Consider the following 21,128-nt stretch of genomic DNA (forward strand, 5'->3'; position numbering starts at 1 on the left):
GCAGGGAATAGCAGTATGTTATCCCAGCCGAACAACAGCATTGGCCGCTAAACACGTTCGCATTAAAATAGACTATAAGTATGCGGTCGTCTTGGAGAGTATAACTCAGTTGCGCGCGCTCAAGTGCCAGATCATGTTTCCTTGGACAACAGTGCCGGGATTGTTTGAGTTGTTATTGTTGCCCGAATTACTGGTGAAACTCGCAGCGGAAGGGGAGCCCAGATATGCCTGATACTGCCCGTTCGTTCCCGTTGCATTAACCGTATCAATACCCAGATATAAGGGACGTACATTGCTAAATATACCGAAAGCTTGTAATTTCCATATCGGTTTGAATGTAAATTTAATATAATTGGAGCTATTAGTTATTTGATATGCAGAAATGATCTCATATGATCCGGGGAAATTGGTTTGATCTTGATATGGGTTCGATATGCATAAGTAATAGTCGTTTTTGACACACCTTATTAATTCATCAGTTAAGCTGTAGAATGATGTATTTACGTTCTTGTCTGTTATGTTGTTTATAATGACGACTGAATTGTCAGCATTACACCCAAGGTATGTCAATGAGTCCGATATTAGATAGTAACTGCCCGCATTATCCGCTGTTGTAGGCTCTTGGTCTCCTCGCGGTGGTGCAATCGGATTCCAACTTGAACTATCCTGTTGTGGATATCGTAATTGGACATAATTAGGTAATTCTGTCGATATCGAGAATTGGCCTGACTTCCCCGTTGAATCATAAAATGTAATAATATTGTTATTATCAGTTGAGGACGGATAATAGCTGCCAATCAGATTGCTAAATATAACCGTTATTCTTATGAATGTTCTATTTCTCGGGTTTTCACCAATATCAATCTGGTGGCCATCGGAAACGTTAGATATCGGGACATATTGCATGCCAGACATTTCTGCATTCCATATGTATAGGCTCGAAAGGTATCCATTTTTATTTATACTTTTACAACTTTGATATATATCAATATCATCAACGCTATAGTATGATATTGTAGGGGATACCGTGTAATAGATAGGGCCTGAATATTGATTTATATCAATAGTGTAGTTGTATTGTCGCCAGCGTAATCCGTCAGGCATCTCCGTTGATGCTGAGAAATCATCGTCATCGCCAGGATGCGGCATATATTGCGGTGTAGCTGTGAGGTCGTTCTGGGTATAATGTTCCTCTGCTGACGCCTGCGCCTCAACATAGTGCCCCTTAAACCCATTGGTTCCATTAATATAGTCGCTGATCTTCGCACCATCCGTCGGCTGAATCTGATAGCCGATCCGAATATTGCTGTCTGTCTGGCTTTTACACATGACGTAGAATGTTATCGCCTGTTGACCACTCGCGTCAGCTTCAGATCCTGTAGCTTCTTCTGCCAAATCAAATCCAGAAGATGGATTAACAACAAAATCATTGGGCCCATCCGTATAAGCCCAACCAGAAAAGCGCGGTAGGTTCTCGATTGTCGGCGCTGAAGGCAAATATGTAAGAGCCGTGATTTGCGACTGATCATAATCAATCAAGGTAATTGATTGCCTTAAGTCCTCAGGAGAAACATAAACGGGGGTTTTTGCGCCTGCGCCGTTATCATGAACGGGGGTCAAGAAAAGTGTCAGCTTGAACATATTCAAGCCGTTTCCTGCCAATTGAGCAACGGATTGCGGCGACATGCTATCAAACACTATCGAGTTCCATTGCAGGTTGCTATCTGCGCCGACAGTTCTAGGATGATTAGAATCGATAAGATCTTGGCTCTTTTTATTGCCCATAGTGTTAATTTCTCTTGTTGAGAGGATGAATCGCAAAGAAGCATTTTCATCGTAATACTAGTATTCTATTGTACAGTGGTTCACTGATAAAAGTATCAGGGCACCTTTTCATCACCATAGGTGCCATCCCTCAAACAGCAATTCGAAGCTCTCACAGTATAACTGTGTCCAGAGTTAAGGCCTGCTCCATCTTCAAGCGTTCATAACACTATGTGTCTTGATGCCTGTGCAATTGTAGATGGTCGATGAGCAACGAGGATACGGCTAATCCTTAAAGCTGAAACAGCGGCATTAATGCGGTTTTCGTTCGCTTCATCAAGCGCACGTGTGGCTTCGTCGAGGAATAAGATTGAAGGCCGTCGGTAGAGAGCAGGTGCCAGAAATAACCGCTGCTCTGCCCACCAGAAAGTGAACTCCCCATGTCGCCGATAAGTGAATTGTGGCGCATGGGCGTGGACATGATTTCATCACGCATCGCAACTATCTGGGCGCATTCCTCAATCCATGCCTGATCGGCGTCAGTATCGAAGCAGGAAATATTCTCCGCGATGGTTCCGGCAAACAGCTGATCATCCTGTAATACCGTGGCGATTTGCCTTCTGTAGTTCAGAAGCCCGTTTGTCTGATATCTGTATCCCCCAGAAGGATATGTCCTTCGCTTGGCTCAATCAGGCCCGCCATTCTATAATAGGAAAAGTATTTACTGGAAATATATTTAGAATAATCCGTACGGAGATAATCCCAAGATCTAATTATGCAAGCACACCATCTGTACTTGTCTTATTAAACCAATCAATATTGCCATTAATGGGACTTATTATATATATTTATGGTAATTTCCGTATCAATTTCCTTCATTGCGGGCGTCTTTATGTATCGCTTAATAGGGTTGTCTAGTCAAAAAAATGCGTATTCATGTGCAGATCGGACACCATTACCTTAAATATTAGATCTGACTGGTGGTGGGTAGTGTCGCAAAATTTTCACTTCTGGTGAGTTCTGCTCCAGTCAGTGCATGTAATTGGGTGAGGCGGAAGCGGATGACGGTGGATTTCAAGGGCGAGCAGTTTCCTATCGTGACCTTCAGGAAATCCTGCAAGACTGCGGCCTATCCGTCGATCATGCGACCCTGAACTGATCGGTTGTCCGTTACTCACCGCAGATCGTCATACTGGCTCAGACGCCTAAGCGGCCCACGACCGGTTCGTAGCGTGTTGATGAAACTTATATAAAGATCAAAGGTAAATGGACCTATCTGTACCGAGCCATTGCAACCAATGGTGTTCCAGAGAAGGCCCTCATTGATAATGAGTGGAACCAATCTGGCTGGGCTGCAGGCCGTAAACACGATCCTGAAATTCACTGGAACGGATGCTATGATTGAAATCCGGCAGATCAAGTATCTCAATAACGTCCTTGAGCAGGATAATCGGTTTATCAAACGGATCACCAAGCCGATGATGGGTTTTCAAGCCTCCCACTCCGTTTCAGCCACGCTCGCAGGGATTGAAATGGCTCACATGATCCGCAAAAACCAATTCGACAACGATAATCGCTCACCATTCCAAATCTTTGCGGAACTCGCAGCATAACTGCGTACAGAAATAACGACATTTCTACACGTCTCAAAACTTTGCGACGCTACCGAGCGTGGCACGAGGAAAACAATAGCCGCAAATCAGCAAAGGTAGATGAACAAATACATCTTCGTAACGTGTTGTAGGATAATTTTGAAGTCATCTTAATTTGTGAGTCGCCTCTCGAATTTGTTCCACGGAAAACTGGAATGTTCCGGATTTTTGCGCTGAGCCTGTTGATCTGCATCACCTGATGACGGTTCAAAATAAGCCAAAACTCATGAGGTAAGCCCATCACCGAAATGGTGAAGGTGCAAAATGGTCATTGGCTAGCGCTCGGCATGGTCGACTGATTGTCAGTCAGAATCTTCGATACCGTCTGTCCAATAGAAATCAAGCATCTCAGTGCACTCCAAACAATAGACCGTATATCGCTTCGCAATTTCAAAATTACCGCGTGCCGCCCAAGATGTTGAGACTTGAAGACAGAACCGTAAAACCTGAAAGGTTTGGCAATCTCAAGGTTAGGTTTACACCTCTTGCAAGTCGCTCTCGTACTCTTTCTTGGTGTTTGGCACACAAAGGCAGGCTGGCACGATCAAAACAGCGATAAGCATCATCGCTACGAATGTTGCGTGCAGCGCATGTTGAAGCACCAACCGAAGCTCACGCTGATCAATCAACATCTCCGCACCATTCAGCAGGTCCCGCAGCTGGTCTGACGTAATCGCTTCGCCATGATTGGCATTGGCAAGACTATAGGTCAGTACTGCACCCAGAATGGCCGCTCCAAGCGTACTGCCCAAATTGCGCGAGAAGACATTTGATGCCGTGGCGCTGCCGCGCTCCGACCAACTCACGCTATCCTGTGTCAGGATGAGCGCCCCAATGTTGAGCAGTCCCATGCCGAAGCCCATGACCAGGGAACCGATCCCAGCCAGTATGGCTGAACTTGACGGGGTCAGCATGACAAGAAGAGAGGTGCCAACCGGGATAAAAATGCTTCCGGCAATCATGATCGGGCGCAATCCGAACCGCAGAAACTGCCGTGATGCAATCGTGGCCCCGCAGGGCCAGCCCAGCAAAAGCATAGTTAGGGCAAATCCCGCGACTACAGGAGAACGGTCGAGGACTGTCTGTACATACATCGGCAGAAATGTCGTCAGTCCCATAATCGACATGCTGGCCAGAAAGACTGCCAGATTGGAGAAAGCGATAGGGCGTTTCAGCCACAGGTCCGGTGCGACCATGGGTTCCTTCGCCCGACGTTCCTGCCAGATGAAGGCAATCAGTGAAAGAGCAAAGAGAATGAACGCGAGAATTCCCTCGAGCGAAACCGCGCGCTCCATCAGCGTGAGCGCAATCATCATGGAGGAAATCGAAACGGCGAAAAGTGCTGCCCCAAGCACATCGATCGATACCGGCTTTGTCCGCTTCTCTTCATGCAGGAAGAGAAGAAAGCCCGATGCCGCCAGAATACCAACCGGCACATTAATCCAAAACACCCAAGCCCAGCTCAAGTTGTGAATGATTAGGCTACCAAGCAACGGGCCGACAACCGCTGATAATGCCCAGACACTGGCAAGATATCCCTGAACCTTGCTGCGCTGTGCCCCTGGAAAAAGATCCGCCACCACCGTCATGGCGGCGGGCTGAATCGCCCCTGCCCCGATGCCCTGCAACAATCGAAAGACAATCATCGAAGGCATCGACCAAGCGAAGCCCGCCAGTATCGAAGCGGCAAGGAACAAGGCAATACCTGAAACAAGGACCGGTTTACGACCATAGATATCCGCAAGTTTTCCAAACACAACGGTCGTCGCTGTCTGAGTCAAAAGAAATGACGAAAAAACCCAGGAATAAAGATTGAGTTGGCCCAGTTGCGCCGCAATCTGTGGCATTGCGGTCGACACAATCGTTACCTCGACGGCGATCATGGCCATGCTTGCCATAATCGCGGCGACAACAAGCCCGCGATGAGAATGTTTTTCTGTCATGGATTGCCTTCAGACCAGAACTGGTCGTCGTTGAGGAAAGCCTCCTCGCTTCCGACTTTGTTTCTTAGACCCGCTCGATCACCATCGCTATACCTTGCCCGCCACCAATACACATTGTTGCCAACCCATAACGGCCACCGATACGTTGCAGTTCATAGCAAAGCTTAATGAGGATGATGGCTCCCGACGCCCCTACCGGATGACCGAGAGCAATTGCACCACCATTCGGGTTGACCTTCTCTTCTGGAAATTCCAATTCCGCACTAACCGCACAGGCCTGCGCCGCAAACGCCTCGTTGGATTCGATAACGTCCATATCGGCTACGGTCAATTCTGCCCGCTGCAAAGCTTGACGGCTGGCTGGAACAGGCCCCATCCCCATGACCTCTGGAGCGACACCACCGAGGCCGGTTGCGACAATGCGGCCTAATGCCTTGACGCCATGGGCCTTAGCGACACTCTCCTCCATAAGTACCAGAGCCGCTGCAGCATCGTTGAGACCCGAAGCATTGCCCGGCGTTATGGTGCCATCTTTGCTAAAAGCAGGACGCAGCTTGGCCATATCCTCAAGGGAAACAATGCTGCGCACATGTTCATCCGTATCAAACAGTTTTTCTGTCCGACCGTTTTTGACGGTAATTGGCAGTATCTGACTGCTAAAGCGGCCATCTGCGATCGCCGCAGCCGCGCGGCGGTGCGATTCAACCGCGAAGGTATCCTGCTTTGCCCGATCTATACCAGACCGTTCGGCAATATTCTCGGCAGTCATGCCCATGTGACCATGACCGAAGGGGTCAGTCAAAGCGCCCACCATCATGTCAATAGCCGTTACATCGCCCATCTTTTGACCGTTGCGCGCCTGCGTTAATAAATGGCCAGAGCGGCTCATGCTTTCTGCACCGCCAGCGAGCACGATATCGGCTTTGCCGAGCTCAATCTGTTCGGCGGCGGAAACGACAGCCTGAAGGCCCGAACCGCACAAGCGATTCAAAGTCAACGCAGGTGAGGTGTGAGGAACCCCGGCACGAACCGCAACGACGCGCGAAATATACATATCCTCCGGTCTGGTATGAATGACATTGCCGAAGACTGTCTGCTCAACCTGATCGGGCTTGATGCCAGCACGCGTGATCGCTTCGCGAGCCACTGCGGCTCCCAGTTCACACGGAGGAATACCTGCAAGGGAGCCACCAAAATCTCCGATTGGCGTGCGAACCCCGGAAGCAATAACCACTGAACGTTTCATGATGAACTTTCTCAAACCTTGTCAGCCATTTCAGGCAAAGCCTGGAATAAATCAGCAACCAACCCATAATCAGCCACCTGGAAGATCGGTGCTTCTTCGTCCTTGTTGATCGCAACAATCACGCGGCTGTCTTTCATGCCCGCAAGATGCTGGATCGCACCCGAGATGCCGACTGCAATGTAAAGATCCGGTGCAACCACCTTGCCGGTCTGGCCAACCTGCCAGTCGTTTGGCGCATAGCCCGCATCAACTGCCGCACGGCTGGCACCGACCGCAGCACCAAGCTTGTCAGCCACAGGCAGGATCACTTCCTGGAACTTTTCTGACGAACCAAGCGCACGGCCGCCCGAAATGATGATCTTGGCCGAAGTCAGTTCCGGACGATCACCGCCCGAAAGCGCGTTTTCAACGAAGCTCGACAGCGCCGGATCGCTCGCCGCATTCACGCTTTCAACCGAAGCCGAGCCGCCTTCGCCGGTGGCCTGGAACGAAGCGGTACGAACCGTGATGACCTTCTTGGCATCGGTCGATTGCACAGTCTGGATCGCATTGCCCGCATAGATCGGACGCTTGAACGTATCAGCGGACACCACTTCCATGATTTCCGACAACTGCATCACATCGAAGTGCTGCCACACGCGGCAGCACATTCTTGGCCGACGTGGTGGCTGGTGCAATGATCGTGTCGTAGTTTCCTGCGAGTTCAACGATGGCTGCAGCCAGTGGCTCAGCCAAACGATTTTCCAACGCATCGCTTTCAGCCAGCAGAACCTTGCGCACGCCAGAAAGCTTTGCAGCCGCATCAGCCGCAGCCTTTGCACCCTTGCCTGCAACCAGAATATCAACATCACCACCGATCTGAGCGGCGGCTGTCAGTGCCTTTGCGGTCTGATCGGAAAGGCTTGCATTGTCATGTTCGGCAATAAGAAGAATAGCCATGTGTTTGTCCCTTCCGATTTCTTACAATACGCCGTCGGCCTTGAGCTTCTCGACCAGTTCGGAGACCGAACCGACCTTCACGCCAGCCTTGCGGCCACCCGGCTCTTCGGTCTTCAGGACCTTGAGACGCGGCGCAATATCAGCACCGAAATCGGCAGGCGACTTTTCATCAAGCGGCTTCTTCTTCGCCTTCATGATGTTTGGCAGCGATGCATAGCGCGGCTGGTTCAAACGAAGGTCAACCGTGACAATGGCAGGAAGCTTCACATCAATGGTCTGAAGACCGCCATCGACTTCACGCGTTACCTTGGCCGAACCGTCACCCAGTTCCACCTTCGAGGCAAACGTCGCCTGGCTCCAGTTGAGCAATGCGGACAACATCTGGCCGGTCTGGTTGGCATCGTCATCAATGGCCTGCTTGCCGAGGAAAACGAGATCCGGCTGTTCGGCCTCGACCACGCCCTTCAGCACCTTGGCAACGCCAAGCGGCTCAACGGTGTCATCGGTCTTCACGAGGATCGCACGATCAGCACCCATGGCAAGGGCTGTGCGCAGCGTTTCCTGTGCCTGTGCCGGACCGACCGAAACCGCGATGATTTCCGTGACCTTGCCAGCTTCCTTCAGACGGATCGCTTCTTCAACCGCAATCTCGTCAAAAGGGTTCATCGACATCTTCACGTTCGCAAGCTCAACGCCCGAACCATCTCCCTTAACACGGATCTTTACGTTGTAATCTACAACCCGCTTTACTGCGACAAGGACTTTCATTCCTTACTCCTTTGAATTTTTTCTGCCCCATTCCACCGGCACCAGACACAATCGGGACCAACTGGACGGCTACCGTCTATGCGAACATCTCGCTCTGGTCTGGTTGATGAGAACTGGGGTAAATCACATTAACATTCGATGATTTCTACAGCTTTGGCTGCAAGTGCAAAGGGCCCTTCGCGCCAGGAATAGCCAAGCTGCATAGCGGTATCGATTGCACTGGCATCCGATGCAATCTCAGACAGATGTGTCTCACAGTAGCTAATCAGCTTGCGCAACACCGAACGCGCATAGTTCCCGACGGGACCTTGTTCGCTGAGCAGTTCCTGCAGTTCCCTAGACAATTGTACCGGACGGGGGGCACGATAAAGCAATTTGTCTGTATCGAGCACTTCAAACTGTCCATCGGCCGTCTTGCGATAGAACCCGCCGCCCGCCTTGCGCCCAAACGATCCTTTCGCCAGCAACTCAGTGATGAGCGGATTGCCCGGCAGATTATAGATCTGCAAAGCATCATCTGTCGGCAGCGCCTGCATCAATCCGCCCCAGATGGTTGGCACGAGGTCAATACCGATCAGATCGAGCAACCCGAAAACACCGGTCTTTGGAACACCGAGTACCGTCTGCACAGCGTCGGCGGTTTCGATATCCAGTCCAAAACGACAAGCTTCCGTAACCGACACTGCTATCCAGAAACAGCCGATACGGTTGGCAATAAAGCCAGGAGTGTCATGGCAATCAATCGGGGTTTTGCTCAGCAATATTCTGGCCGCTTGATGCAACCGATCGCGCAGTTCAGGCTCAGCCTGATCGTCGACAACAACTTCCAGAAGCGGCATCAGTCGCGGCGGATTGAAGAAATGCGTAATAGCAAAACGGCGTGCAAGACTGCTTTCCATACCCGCTACCATGTCATGACGGGGGATGGTCGATGTGTTCGATGAAAGAATTGCCGACGGTTTCAGACAGGGTGCGATTTTCCGGAACAACGCGCGTTTAACGTCGAGTTTTTCCACCACCGCCTCAATGACCCAGTCGGCATCCTGCAACCGGGCGAGATGATCGTCAATATTGCCGGGACGTACTCGGGCTGCAGCGTCCGGCGTCGTGAACCCGCCCAATTTAAGCTGGCGGGAAATTCCGGTTTCCGCTGGTTCGATACGGTTGTCGCCGCGGGCAATATCCAGCAGTTCAACCGCAATACCGGCATCGGCAAACTGCGCTGCAATACCCGCACCCATGGCGCCTGCTCCAATGATCCCGACTTTCTTTATTCCGGTTGCCTCGGCACCCGCGACTTTTGCTATCAGATTCTGCATGTCGTCATCTCAGTCCAGTCGTACATCAATGAGCACCGGCCCGTCCTCGGCCAGAGCTTTGCTCAAGGCTAAATCCAGTTCGCGATTGGTCGTCACCGTCACCGCCTCGACGCCAAAGCCCCGTGCAATCGATACCCAGTCAATTTCCGGGCGAACCAAGCTCATCATGTCGAGCGCTGTCGGGCCCGGTTCAGCACCAACCTTGGCATATTCTCCGAGCAGAATGGCGTAGGAGCGGTTGTCGAGCAACAATGTGGTGACGGGCAAGTTTTCGCGGGCCTGCGTCCACAATGCCTGTACCGTATAGGCGGCGGAACCATCAGCCTGCAAAGCGATGACCCGTCGTCCCTTGTCGCCAACAGCTTCCGCCCCTATGGCAGCGCCCGTTGCTAGCGGCAGTCCTCCTCCGATTGCACCGCCTGTCACAGTCAGCCAATAACATGGAGCAGCCAATGGCATGACCGCAGCAAAACCACCTCCTGAGGTCAGCGCCTCATTGACGATGATGCTGTTCTCCGGAATCTGACGCGCTACAATCTGGGCCAAAGAATTCGGCGTTACCGGACCATCCACCGGCACCTCGATCTCTCCATTCTGGATGGCGATGTCGCTTTCACGAGCCCCGAGCGCTGTGGCCAAAGCAGTCAACGCGCCCTTCGCGTCCTGATGAGCGGTCGTCAGAGTCAGAACCTCGGCATCGGCGCGATGCAGCAGGCTCGGCAGACCCGGATAGCGGAAGAAACCGACTGGCGGTGGGCAATTGACCAGCACAACCAGATCATAAGGGTCAAGACACTGTAGCGCTTCCGTTACCACATAAGGCACGGCTGGCAGCACCAGCCGTCCTTTGCCCTTCGGCATATTGGAAATAGTTGAACTTCCCATCAGTTCAGCGCCGGTTTGATCGGCGATGCCCTTAAGTAAAGGATGCAACTCTTCGACGACAGCCGGATTACCGAGAATGATGACAGCCTTGCGCCCAGATTTCAGTGCATCGGCAACTTGCATCACGACGGCCGGGTCAACTGGATATGGTCCTTCGACGCTTTCGAGTTCAGCCGTTTCACCTCCCTCGCTCCATGACACGTCCGCTGGCAGGACCAGAGAAGCGATCTGGCCATATCCATAAGCGGCCTCTTTCAAACCAGCCATGGCATCGGCACCGATCGATGCGGGTTCTGTGCCGAAGCGGTGCCATTCAGAACTACCACCTACGAGCGCTTCCACATCAGCGGTCAACGGACTGTCATACGCAACATGATCGGTTGCGTGGTCGCCAACAATATTAAGCATGCCGCTGCCAGCACGACGAGCATTGTGAATATTGGCAATGCCATTGGCATAGCCCGGACCGCAATGCAGCAGTGTTACTGCCGGGCGCTGCGTGACGCGGAAATAGCCGTCAGCCATACCGGTCACCACATTCTCCTGTAAACCCAGCACGCACCGGATGCCGGGTATCCGATCGAGCGCCGCGACAAAATGCATTTCACTCGTGCCGGGATTGGCAAAGCAGGTATCTACCTTGGCGGCAACAAGACTATGGACGAGCGCTTCCGCTCCAGTAAGATGCGGTCTGTTCATAATGTTTCCAGTCGGACTTGAGTGAACATGGCCGCCATACGAGGACGGCGGCCAGCGGCTTCATTCTAACGATGCTCTATCTCTATGATGAGGGCATCCACTGCGACGGCGCTGTCGGCTCCCAGCATCAACGGGTTAACATCGAGTTCGAGCAGATTATGCCGATGATCGCCAGCATAGGCGGCAATCGCCATGATCGCATCGATAACCGGCTCCAGTTGCACCTTTGGCTTGCCGCGAAAACCGTCGAGGAGCGCGAAGCTTTTCAGTCCGCGCAGTGCATTTTCAACGTCTGCACGGCTCACCGGTAACAGCAGGGGTGTGGCGTCCTTCAACAGCTCCACCAGAATACCGCCCGCGCCGATGACGAGAACTAATCCGAACAGCGGATCGCGTTTCACACCGACGATCAGTTCAGCAAGCGGGGCCGCTTGCATCGGCTCCATCAGAAATGTCGTAAGCTCGATTGAAGCATCATGCTGTTTGACCGATACGACCATGCGCTCGGCTGCGGTGATAGCATCGGATCGGCTACGGATATTGAGAGCAACACCGCCAACTTCTGTCTTATGCGCCAACTGATCGTGCAGAACTTTCAGAACTATCGGGGCATTGAAGATTTCCGGCAGTTCGCGGATCGCCTCGATGGACGATATGTTGCCTTTTGGCACATTAAGTCCATAAGAACTCAATCGCCGCTTGGATTCCGCTTCATTCACTGTCACGCCGTTTGAAGGCAAAGCGGTGACTGCAAAAGGGACTTTGGGTTCCAAGGTAGCATCGCCTTGCCGCTTGTCGCGCCCAACCATTTTGCAATAGGTCGCCCATTTCGCGACGACCTGCGCAGCATCATGCAGGCCATTCAATGGCACGATCCCTTGCGCGATCAGCGCTTCGGCATCTTCTGGCGGTATGCTTTCCGTATTCACCGACGCATGGAATACCGGCTTGCCCGCAGCCTTGCCAGCAGCAGCCAGAGCACGATCCATAGCCTGATGCGCCGATTTATCCTTATAGGGTGATCCGACCGGCGGATAATCGATCACCAGCATGGCGGCATCGTAGTCTCCGTTCAGCATGGTGGTGAACATGGGTGTCAACAGTTCCTCACTGCCCCAATAGCCTGCAGTGAAATCGAGCGGGTTGGACACATGGCCGAAGTCAGGCAACGTCGGCTTGATGATATCTTTTTGTTGCTGATTTGGCTGCGGCAATTGCAGGCCAGCAAAGGAACAATAATCCGCAGCCAGGCCGTTATCGCCGCCGGAACTGGAAAACACGGTGATGCGCTCGCCTTCAAGTGGCACAGCGATCGAAGCAAGCTTCATCATTTCGAGGAATTGCGGGACCGTATCGGTCTCGATCACGCCAAGACGGGCAAACAATGCTTCATAATATTCATTTTGCCCGGCCAGCGAACTCGTATGGCTGGCAGCCATCACCGCACCAAGTTCTGAACGCCCGGAACGGCAGACGATGACCGGAATACGCTTTACACGCGCCCGCAAGGCGGCCTGCGAGAACGCGGCCACATCGCGTATGCCCTCCATAAACAGACCCAAACAGGTCACGTTCGGGTCATCAATGAGATAATCAATATAGTCCTCAAAGCCGAGAACGGCCTGGTTGCCCGCGCTGATCAGATAGGAATAAGGCACCGAACGACCGTTGGAGACCAGATGCCCGGTAACGTTGCCACTCTGTGAAATGACTGCCGCACCCCGGCTGCTCTGTAGTTTCGGGTAAAGCGCTGGCCAGATCGTGCCGTGATTGACGTAATTGACGAGGCCATAGCAGTTCGGGCCGACCACCGCCATGTTCCCGGCAGCTTCGACAAAAGCCAGATTGCGTTCAAAACCCGCCGCGCCAATTTCGGAGAAACCGGAAGCATAGCAAACGACACCACCTGCCTTCATGGCCGATAATTCACGCAACGCATTAATGGTCGCATCGGCATTAACGGCCAGGAATACCGCATCGGGCGAAACAGGCAGATCAGCAATCGACGAAATGCATTTATATCCGGCAATTTCGCTGCGCTTGGGGTTCACCACATAGACGTCCCCGGCATAGTCCTGCTGTCGCAAGGTTTTCAATGTTGCTTCGACCTGGCCACCACCAATGAAAGCCATGGTGCGGGGCGCGAGAAGACGAGCAAAATTCTCTCGCAGCGTAGGGCTGATACGGCCCTCCTCCACGCTCGTACTCACCTGTAGCATGTTCTTCTGCCTCTTAACTTAAGGCACTGCCAACCCAGCGGGCTTAATCTTCCACGGCAGCGCTTGTTCCAAGTTGACTGGTAAGAGGTGCAGACGTCGGGAAATTCTCCACATCAAAATCGGGCAGCAGCGGATGATCAGCTGGATTTTCGCCAAACAGATCGCATAGCCATTTGCGGATGATGATACAGCAATCTTCGGCCGAATAGGCTTCTTCCATGGCCCAGCCATGCCATAGCCCGTCCGCCAATTGCGTAAGAGCGATGGCCGCCAGGCGGACATCAATTTCCATATTCTTTTCTGCCGCGACCTTGGCAAGCCGGCGTCCCAGAAACGCCCGATATTTGCCCCAAAGTTCGCGGTGCAGTGCCATGATTTCTGGAACAATCCAGGCGGCACTGTTGTAGTGAATATGAACCTGCTGATATCCGCGTCCGTGGAAAAATGGCCCACAGGCAACAAAGTATAGCGTATCGAAATTCCCGGTCTTCACCGATGATACAAGGTGCCGGTAATAATCGTCCCCATTTTGAAGGTAATAGCGATGTGCTGCAGTCAGCAGATCTTCCTTGCTGTCAAAATAGTGGTTTATCAATCCACGTGAAAAACCAGATTCTTCACTGATCGTGTTGATCGTTGAATTCAGATAACCATGTTTGACTATTGAATTCAGCGTCGCAAGGATCAGATCCTGTCGTCTGATTTCGTTGGTTTGCCTCTTTTTGACAGCTTTCCGCATTCTTTACCTTCTCGAAGGCCGATAACTAACGGCGACACTTATTGTTGATACGGTCTCAACAGATCCTTTGCGATAATATCCTGATGAACCTCAGAGGTACCTTCCCAAATACGCTCAATACGCGCATCTCGCCAGAAACGCTGGATGGGGAATTCTTCCATGACACCCATGCCACCAAAGATTTGCACGGCATCATCCGCAACCCGGAACACCATTTCCGAGCACCAGTAATTCACCATTGACGCTTCAGTGCGGTTCATCGTCTGATTCTCAATTTTCCACGCGGCTTCTTTCACCATAAGATCGCCGAGCTTTATATCAACCGCCATATTGGCAACCTTGAAACCGACCCCCTGGAATTCGCCAATTGTTTTGCCAAACGCCTTGCGGGTTCCGGCCCATTCCTTGGTCATTTCGAAGATGCGTTCAGAACGACCGACACAATGGGCGGCCAAAGCAACCCGGCCATCGTAGAGCCACTCATTGGCAGTGTCGAAGCCCTTGCCCTCTTCGCCCAGAATATCATCGCTATGAACGCGAACATCTTCGAGATAGACCATCGTCGGATTATAGCCGCGGGTGACGATCGACTTCATCGGTTCGACACGCAGTCCCGGCAAAGTTTTGTCGAGGAGAAAGGCTGTAAAGCGCTTGCGTGGTCCACGCGGCGTTTCATCCACGCCGGTAACGGCAATGAGAACGATGAAATCTGCAATATCGGCGTGAGAGATGAACTGTTTCACTCCGTTGATGACCCAATGATCTCCGTCGCGCACGGCCTTGGTCGTAATGCCGCGAGCGTCCGACCCCGCACCCGGTTCTGTGAGAGCGAAGGCATCCTTACGTTCACCACGGATGGCTGGCTTCAGATATTTTTCAATCTGTTCGCCCTTGCATTTGAAAAGGATGCCGGTAACGCCGCGGTTCATGCACATGGTGAGCGCGGCGCTCGATTTGCCAAGTACGCGTTCAGCCTGCATCTTGGTCTGCTTGTCGAGACCCGGGCCGCCCCATTCTTCCGGCAGGTTCATCCCGGCAAAGCCCGCTTCGACCGATTTTTGCTGAATTTCTTTCTTGATCTCCTCAGGAACATACCGGAGTTCCTCAACAAGATTCTCGTGCGGGTAAAGTTCCCGCTTGCAGAACTCTTCCAACGAGTCGATGAGCGCCTGTTGTTCGAAACTTAATGCAAAATCCATGATATTCCCCCTTTACGCGCCGATGAAATTCGGGGCGCGGCGCTCATTGGCAGCAGCCAGGCCTTCTTTGTGATCTTTTGTCTGTCCGCAGACCTTGCCCGCAGCTACTTCTTCCAGCTGTTGATCGGAAAGGCTGCGCGCATGGGCGCTGTTCAGCAGTTTCTTGGTTTGGGCAATGGCCACCGTCGGCCCGCTTGCCAATTGACGAGCGAAGGCGAGCGTGTCCTGCCATAGATTGTCCGAACTGCTGACATGGGTGACAAGCCGGTTCTGAAGCGCGACCGGCGCGGTCCATAATTCGCCCGTATAGGCAAAACGCTTTGCAGCCTCGAGACCGATCACGCGTGGCATCAACCAGGTTCCACCACAGTCGGGGTTGTAACCGACATTGGTATAGGAACAGATAAACTTGGCCTTTTCGGATGCGTAGCGGAAATCGCAGGCCAGAGCCATATCAAGACCGGCGCCCACGGCAGCACCGTCAATCATGGCAATAACCGGCTTGGGCATTTCATGAACCTGCTGAACCAGTCGCAGCGACTCCTCCACCCAGTTCATATCCGGCCAATCCGTTCTGCCCGCCGCCCATTCTTTCACGTCTGCACCAGCTGAAAAGGCACCACCGCGTCCAGCCAGAATAAGGGTGCGCAGACTTTGGTCAGCAGCCGCTTCCTTTAGTGCCTTGCGCAGTTCTATGGTGATCCCCATACCGAGCGCATTACGCGCCTCCGGCCGGTTGAGCGCTATAACGCCCACCGCGTCATGACGTTCAATTTCCAGAAATTTGTACATAGCTCTCCCTTTCTGCCCAGCCCCAAGGATTGGGCAGTCTCAATTGTCATTCAGTTATTGGTTCAGCGTCCGCGCCAGCGCGGTGGTCGTTTTTCGAGGAAGGCTTTTTGGCCTTCGATCATATCCTCCGAGGACAGCATAGCGGCAAAGGTGGACAGCTCCGGATTGTCATCGGCTCGCAATTGCATGGCATCACGGTCTGATATGCCGTCCACGGCACGCAGCGCTTCTTTCAACGCCTGTTGTGCCAGTGGTGCGGACCACGCAATTTTCCGGGCTATTTCCAATGCCATCGGCATAAGATTTTCTCGTGACACGGTGCGATAAACCAGACCCCAACGCTGCGCTTCCTGTGCGCTCATGCGTTCGCCGGTCCAGATCATTGCAGTTGCCACATAATAAGGAATGCGGCGCGGCAGGCGTTGCAGTCCCCCACCGTCGGGCAGCAGTCCCCGCTCAAGCTCGGGCAACTGGATGAAGGCGTCATCTGCCATTAACAAAATATCGCAAGCCAACGATATTTCGAGACCTCCGCCAATAGCAGGGGCGTTGATAGCAGCGATCAGCGGCTTTTTGAGCGACCATAGCGTCGTGATGCCGCCGAAGCCGCCCTCTTTTGCGCCTTTAATGCTCGCACCAGTGTTCTGATCCGTTCCTTCCTTGAAATCATAGCCAGCTGAAAAGGCACGCTCTGACCCGCTCGACAAAATACCGACGCGCAGATCGGGATCGTTTTGCAGATAGAGCGCTGCTTTCTCCAGATTGCGGCTTAGACTGCGGCAGATCGCATTGACCTTTGGCTTGACCATACGGATTTCGAGTACGGGTCCGTGCCTCTCAAGATGAACAAAGCCATCCATTTCTCGGTTAAGTTCTGCAATCATATCAACCACCGTTCTTTGCTGTTCGCTGGCTGTAAATGTGCAGCAGGAGCGGCGGTAGCGATGTGACGATCAGCATAAGTGTTGAAACCGCCGCCAATGTAGGATCGAGATCATCACGCAGAGTGGAGAAGGTAACTCTCGGCAATGTCGACATTGGCCCCGATGCCACCATCAGCGAAATGATCAATTCGTCAAAAGAGATCAGGAATGACAACAGCATCGAGGTGGCGACTGAAAGCTTGAGCTGTGGCAAAGTGACAGTCAAAAAAGCTTTTAGCCTATTGGCACCGAGACTGCGTGCCACCATTTCCTGCGATGAGTCATAACTGCTGAAGCCCGCAAGCATAGTCAGGATCACGAACGGCATCGCAACCACGGAATGGCCGAGGATCATGCCCCAAATGGTGTTCAGCAGCATACCGATCTTGGCATAGACAAAGAAAATGCCAACGGCGATCAGGATCGAAGGCACTGCCAGCGGCGCAACCAGCACCGTCTTCAAGAGGCCCTGGACAGCGATGCGACCTTGATTAAGGGCATAGGATGCTGCCACGCCGGTAACAGTGGCAACGATCATGGTCCCAAATGCAACCCGCAACGATACCCACAGCGAGCTGATCCACTTTTCCTGACCGAAAAATGATGCGTACCAGCGTGTAGACCAGCCTGGTGGTGGAAACATGAGCGAGGTCGTTGAACTGAACGAGACCGGAATGACGATCAGGGTCGGAACGATCAGGAAAAACAGCACCAGTCCGACAAGAATGTAGAGCCAGAGACGTGCACGGTGAGAAACGTGAGCTTCCATCATACCACCTATCGATCCGACGACAGCCGGCGCACCAGCACCAGACTGATCCACAAGCAAAGAGCCGTCATTGCCAGGAGCAATACCGCAAGAGCCGCCGCAGGGCCCCATGTCGGGTAGAGCGAGATCATCTCCTCAATGCGCTGCGCGATCATCTTCACCTTGCCACCGCCGAGCAGTGCGGGCGTTATGTAAAAGCCGAGACACATGACGAACACCATTATGGCGCCGGCGACCAATCCAGGCATTGAAAGCGGAAAGAAGATACGCAGGAAAGCGTGCGTCGGTGACGACCCCACATTGGCGGCAGCGCGCATCAGATTGGCGTCAATGGCCTTCATCGAAGCATAAAGCGGCAACACCAGAAACGGGATCATGATATGAACCATACCGATGACCACACCGGTCGTGTTGTTGACCAATGCAAGCGGCTGATTAATCAAGCCAAGGCCTTGCAATGACTTGTTGACCACGCCGTTGCGCTGCAAAATGATCAGCCATGAAAAGGTGCGCACCAGCCCGGAAGTCCAGAAAGGCACCAGCACTGCCAACATCAGTAATCCTGCCCATTTAGGTGCCAGAATAGACATCAGATAGGCAACCGGATAGCCGAGCAGCAGGCAGATAACGGTGACGATGAGCGCGATCTTGAAGGTATTGAGAAACATCTCGATATAGACAGGTTCCGAAAAGAATAGTCGGAAATTGCCGAGACCATATTCTCCATTGACGTCGACAAAAGACATCGACAGCAGCCACAACAGCGGTGCCACCATCAAAATGCCAACGATAGCGAGCGCAGGGATGGTGAGGCGCACCATCGACCAGCTTTCGTATTTTTGTTGGCGGTTCAGCGCGCGGCGGTTTTCATTCAGTTCGGCTCGCGTCACCGGCTTGGGGTCTGCAACTGGAAAAGAGACAACAGCTTTTGTCATCATCAAGCCTCCGCGCGTACAAGCCGCGCGTCCGCCCGTTCCAGACGCAGCGCCACGCGTTCACCAACCTTAGGCACCGCACGCAGATTTTCCGATCGGTTGGCAATCCTTGTGAATACCTTATTGCCACCATCCAGCATGACCTCGAAGAGCAGACATTCACCCTGGTAAATGGCCGTCACAACCTGGCCGGAAAACAAGTTGGCTCCCGATGCTCGCGCAGCTGCTTCATCTGTGGCGAAACGCAAGCGCTCGGGGCGCATGCTCAGCAACATATCGTCGTGCAGTTCGCCAACATCATCCGACAAGTTCACGCCCTGATCGCCATAGCTGACACCTGCGTTTGTACGCCGGAGCGGCAGAAAACTGGTTTCTCCAATGAATTCAGCAACAAAGCGGCTTTCCGGGTGTTCATAAAGATCGGTCGGCGACGCGATCTGGGCCAGTTTGCCCTTCGAAAATACCGCTATCCGGTCCGACATGGTGAGCGCTTCACGCTGATCATGCGTGACGGAAATGGTCGTCATATCCAGACGGTCATGCAGTTTGCGGATTTCGATCTGCATGGTTTCGCGCAGTTGCTTGTCAAGCGCCGACAAGGGTTCATCCATCAGCAGAATGCGCGGTTCGAACACGATAGCGCGCGCAAGGGCTATACGCTGGCGCTGACCACCGGACAATTCAGTAATCTTGCGCTCGCCATAGCCACCGAGCTGCACCAGATCGAGCACTTTCCTGACCCGCTCCTCGATCTCGGCACGGCCGACCCTACGCAAACGCAGCGGATATGCGACATTCTCGAATACTGACATATGCGGGAACAAGGCATAGTTCTGAAAAACCATGCCAATATTGCGCTTATGGGGCGGGAGATGCACGATTTCCTGTGTACCAATCCTGATCGAACCATCCGTCGGACGGGAAAAGCCCGCAATCATCATCAGAAGGCTTGTTTTTCCGGACCCGGATGGGCCGAGCAATGTGAGAAATTCACCGGCTTTAATCGCCAGCGATACATCGTCAACCGCCCGGACCGAACCGTAATGTTTGGACAGTGATTGGATCGTAACCGGCAAAGCCGTCGTCGAGGAGTGTTTCATTTCTGCTTTCCATCAGCGCACAACAGGACACCGCAGCGGTGTTAGCTACAGATTGTAATCTTGGGCTCCATGAAGAAAATTCCCGGATTGGAGGCCAAAGCCTCCAATCCACCATAACCGGCTATTGCATCATTGCCTTGTCCCACATGGTCTGCGCCTTTTCATGATTTTCGGCCCAGTACGGCATGTTGGTGATGAGCTGCTTCTTGATATTCTCAGTGCTCGTGACAATGCTTGCCGCCTTTTCGGGTGGCACAAGCCCCTGTTTGAACGCATCCTGGTTCATCGGCCCATAGGCGATATAGTTTGGCAGGTTCGCCTGATATTTGGGATCGAGCAGATGGTTGATCAGGCGCATTGCACCTTCTGGATTGGGTGAATTTTTGGGAATGACCAGGCATTCCACATCCATCACCGCGTCATCAAGCTTATAGGTATATGGTGCGCCTTCCTTGATGGCAGCGTCTATACGTGCTGCCCAGATCGCCAACATATCGACCTCTTCGGAAGTTGCGAGCTGGGTCGCCTGTGCGCCCGTGGCCCACTGAACACTGATATTCGGTTTCAGCGTAGACCATTTGGCCATCGCCCTCTCCATATCAATGGGATAGATCTTGTCCTTGGCCACACCGTCGGCCATCAGGGCAATTTCCATATTCGTCGCTGGCGAATTGCCCGAGATAGCGCGACTGCCGGGGAACTTTTCCGTATCGAAGAAGTCAGTCCAGTTTTGCGGTCCCTTGTCACCATAAACGTTCTTGTTATAGGCAAGGACCGACGTATAAGCAGTGAAGCCTACCCAATATTTTGAGCGCAGGTGTTCCGGTATCCCGGCAGCATTGGGAATTTTTGAATAATCGAGTGGAACCAGAAGCTCTTCTTTACCGGCCAGATCACACAGACCGCCATAGAGTTCTGCCACATCGATATCGACCGCATTTGCACGTACCTTGGTACGGATATCGCGGATACCACCAGCCAGAACGTAATCGACTACGGTCATGCCATGGTCTTGGGGCAAGTGGTCAAGAATGGCTTTTCGCACACCTTCCTGATAAGCGCCGCCGTAGGACGCATAACTGACCTTTTCTTCAGCCGCAGCCGAACCGGCTGCCATGGCAAGCACTGCACCCAGTATGAATGTCTTTTTCATTGTTCCTCCTCCCTGTGCGGCTCAATAGCCGCGTCTTTTTGTATGCAACAACCGGCAAAGGCACTTCCTCCAAAGCACCTTCTT

General features: G+C 52.7%; 16 protein-coding genes and 2 pseudogenes. 2 read left to right on the top strand and 16 right to left on the bottom strand.

Annotation, left to right across the window (positions count from 1 at the left end):
• Positions 1-105: 105 nt before the first annotated feature.
• Complete coding sequence (locus C9380_RS21205; protein WP_105642869.1) at positions 106-1,785, bottom strand: hypothetical protein; 1,680 nt, start codon at positions 1,783-1,785, stop codon at positions 106-108.
• A 439-nt stretch (positions 1,786-2,224) separates the two neighbouring features.
• Between C9380_RS21205 and C9380_RS26945 the strand changes: the two genes are divergently transcribed.
• Entirely contained in the window at positions 2,225-2,365 is a 141-nt protein-coding gene (locus C9380_RS26945; protein ID WP_164844706.1) for a hypothetical protein, read from the top strand.
• Between the two features lie 483 nt (positions 2,366-2,848).
• Positions 2,849-3,377, top strand: a pseudogene (locus tag C9380_RS21215) (IS6 family transposase); the annotation flags it as partial.
• A gap of 515 nt (positions 3,378-3,892) precedes the next feature.
• Here the strand turns inward: C9380_RS21215 and C9380_RS21220 are convergent.
• From C9380_RS21220 to C9380_RS21290, 15 genes and pseudogenes are all read right to left on the bottom strand, one after another.
• Positions 3,893-5,359 (bottom strand): MDR family MFS transporter, encoded by a 1,467-nt coding sequence (locus C9380_RS21220; protein WP_128094578.1) that lies wholly within the window; start codon positions 5,357-5,359, stop codon positions 3,893-3,895.
• Between the two features lie 64 nt (positions 5,360-5,423).
• Positions 5,424-6,605, bottom strand: coding sequence for a beta-ketothiolase BktB (gene bktB, locus C9380_RS21225; RefSeq protein ID WP_100558502.1), 1,182 nt, complete (start codon positions 6,603-6,605; stop codon positions 5,424-5,426).
• Between the two features lie 11 nt (positions 6,606-6,616).
• Positions 6,617-7,544: pseudogene (locus C9380_RS21230) on the bottom strand (electron transfer flavoprotein subunit alpha/FixB family protein).
• A gap of 21 nt (positions 7,545-7,565) precedes the next feature.
• Positions 7,566-8,312, bottom strand: coding sequence for an electron transfer flavoprotein subunit beta/FixA family protein (locus C9380_RS21235; RefSeq protein ID WP_128094579.1), 747 nt, complete (start codon positions 8,310-8,312; stop codon positions 7,566-7,568).
• Positions 8,313-8,440: 128 nt separating this feature from the next.
• Complete coding sequence (locus C9380_RS21240) at positions 8,441-9,631, bottom strand: 3-hydroxyacyl-CoA dehydrogenase family protein (RefSeq protein WP_128094580.1); 1,191 nt, start codon at positions 9,629-9,631, stop codon at positions 8,441-8,443.
• A gap of 9 nt (positions 9,632-9,640) precedes the next feature.
• Entirely contained in the window at positions 9,641-11,215 is a 1,575-nt protein-coding gene (locus C9380_RS21245; protein WP_128094581.1) for an acetolactate synthase large subunit, read from the bottom strand.
• A gap of 65 nt (positions 11,216-11,280) precedes the next feature.
• Entirely contained in the window at positions 11,281-13,434 is a 2,154-nt protein-coding gene (locus tag C9380_RS21250; RefSeq protein ID WP_128094582.1) for an acetate--CoA ligase family protein, read from the bottom strand.
• A gap of 43 nt (positions 13,435-13,477) precedes the next feature.
• Positions 13,478-14,173, bottom strand: coding sequence for a TetR/AcrR family transcriptional regulator (locus C9380_RS21255; protein WP_100558262.1), 696 nt, complete (start codon positions 14,171-14,173; stop codon positions 13,478-13,480).
• Between the two features lie 38 nt (positions 14,174-14,211).
• Positions 14,212-15,372 (bottom strand): acyl-CoA dehydrogenase family protein, encoded by a 1,161-nt coding sequence (locus C9380_RS21260; RefSeq protein ID WP_105535499.1) that lies wholly within the window; start codon positions 15,370-15,372, stop codon positions 14,212-14,214.
• A gap of 12 nt (positions 15,373-15,384) precedes the next feature.
• Positions 15,385-16,164: an enoyl-CoA hydratase/isomerase family protein gene (locus C9380_RS21265; protein ID WP_128094583.1), complete on the bottom strand. Its 780-nt coding sequence runs from the start codon at positions 16,162-16,164 to the stop codon at positions 15,385-15,387.
• A 62-nt stretch (positions 16,165-16,226) separates the two neighbouring features.
• Complete coding sequence (locus C9380_RS21270) at positions 16,227-17,048, bottom strand: enoyl-CoA hydratase-related protein (protein ID WP_128094584.1); 822 nt, start codon at positions 17,046-17,048, stop codon at positions 16,227-16,229.
• 1 nt (position 17,049) lies between these two features.
• Positions 17,050-17,910, bottom strand: a complete 861-nt coding sequence (locus C9380_RS21275) for an ABC transporter permease (protein WP_247877711.1) — start codon at positions 17,908-17,910, stop codon at positions 17,050-17,052.
• Positions 17,865-18,794 carry an ABC transporter permease gene (locus tag C9380_RS21280; RefSeq protein WP_100558259.1) on the bottom strand — a complete coding sequence of 310 codons (930 nt, stop codon included), beginning with the start codon at positions 18,792-18,794 and terminating at the stop codon, positions 17,865-17,867. The genes C9380_RS21275 and C9380_RS21280 overlap by 46 nt, the downstream gene beginning before the upstream one ends.
• Positions 18,794-19,891 (bottom strand): ABC transporter ATP-binding protein, encoded by a 1,098-nt coding sequence (locus tag C9380_RS21285; protein WP_105535497.1) that lies wholly within the window; start codon positions 19,889-19,891, stop codon positions 18,794-18,796. Before C9380_RS21285 ends, C9380_RS21280 begins: the two co-directional genes overlap by 1 nt.
• 121 nt (positions 19,892-20,012) lie before the next feature.
• A complete protein-coding gene (locus C9380_RS21290; RefSeq protein WP_105535496.1) occupies positions 20,013-21,044 on the bottom strand; it encodes an ABC transporter substrate-binding protein in 1,032 nt (343 codons plus the stop codon).
• Between the last annotated feature and the right edge of the window lie 84 nt (positions 21,045-21,128).

The organism is Brucella pituitosa, from assembly GCF_003049685.1.
GTDB classification, from domain to species: domain Bacteria; phylum Pseudomonadota; class Alphaproteobacteria; order Rhizobiales; family Rhizobiaceae; genus Brucella; species Brucella pituitosa.

What these genes read in the sequence shown, in the direction of transcription:
- C9380_RS21205 (WP_105642869.1), bottom strand. Translation starts at nt 1,785, where the DNA reads ATGGGCAATAAAAAGAGCCAAGATCTTATCGATTCTAATCATCCTAGA.
- C9380_RS21220 (WP_128094578.1), bottom strand. Translation starts at nt 5,359, where the DNA reads ATGACAGAAAAACATTCTCATCGCGGGCTTGTTGTCGCCGCGATTATG.
- bktB (WP_100558502.1), bottom strand. Translation starts at nt 6,605, where the DNA reads ATGAAACGTTCAGTGGTTATTGCTTCCGGGGTTCGCACGCCAATCGGA.
- C9380_RS21235 (WP_128094579.1), bottom strand. Translation starts at nt 8,312, where the DNA reads ATGAAAGTCCTTGTCGCAGTAAAGCGGGTTGTAGATTACAACGTAAAG.
- C9380_RS21240 (WP_128094580.1), bottom strand. Translation starts at nt 9,631, where the DNA reads ATGCAGAATCTGATAGCAAAAGTCGCGGGTGCCGAGGCAACCGGAATA.
- C9380_RS21245 (WP_128094581.1), bottom strand. Translation starts at nt 11,215, where the DNA reads ATGAACAGACCGCATCTTACTGGAGCGGAAGCGCTCGTCCATAGTCTT.
- C9380_RS21250 (WP_128094582.1), bottom strand. Translation starts at nt 13,434, where the DNA reads ATGCTACAGGTGAGTACGAGCGTGGAGGAGGGCCGTATCAGCCCTACG.
- C9380_RS21255 (WP_100558262.1), bottom strand. Translation starts at nt 14,173, where the DNA reads ATGCGGAAAGCTGTCAAAAAGAGGCAAACCAACGAAATCAGACGACAG.
- C9380_RS21260 (WP_105535499.1), bottom strand. Translation starts at nt 15,372, where the DNA reads ATGGATTTTGCATTAAGTTTCGAACAACAGGCGCTCATCGACTCGTTG.
- C9380_RS21265 (WP_128094583.1), bottom strand. Translation starts at nt 16,164, where the DNA reads ATGTACAAATTTCTGGAAATTGAACGTCATGACGCGGTGGGCGTTATA.
- C9380_RS21270 (WP_128094584.1), bottom strand. Translation starts at nt 17,048, where the DNA reads ATGATTGCAGAACTTAACCGAGAAATGGATGGCTTTGTTCATCTTGAG.
- C9380_RS21280 (WP_100558259.1), bottom strand. Translation starts at nt 18,794, where the DNA reads ATGATGACAAAAGCTGTTGTCTCTTTTCCAGTTGCAGACCCCAAGCCG.
- C9380_RS21285 (WP_105535497.1), bottom strand. Translation starts at nt 19,891, where the DNA reads ATGAAACACTCCTCGACGACGGCTTTGCCGGTTACGATCCAATCACTG.
- C9380_RS21290 (WP_105535496.1), bottom strand. Translation starts at nt 21,044, where the DNA reads ATGAAAAAGACATTCATACTGGGTGCAGTGCTTGCCATGGCAGCCGGT.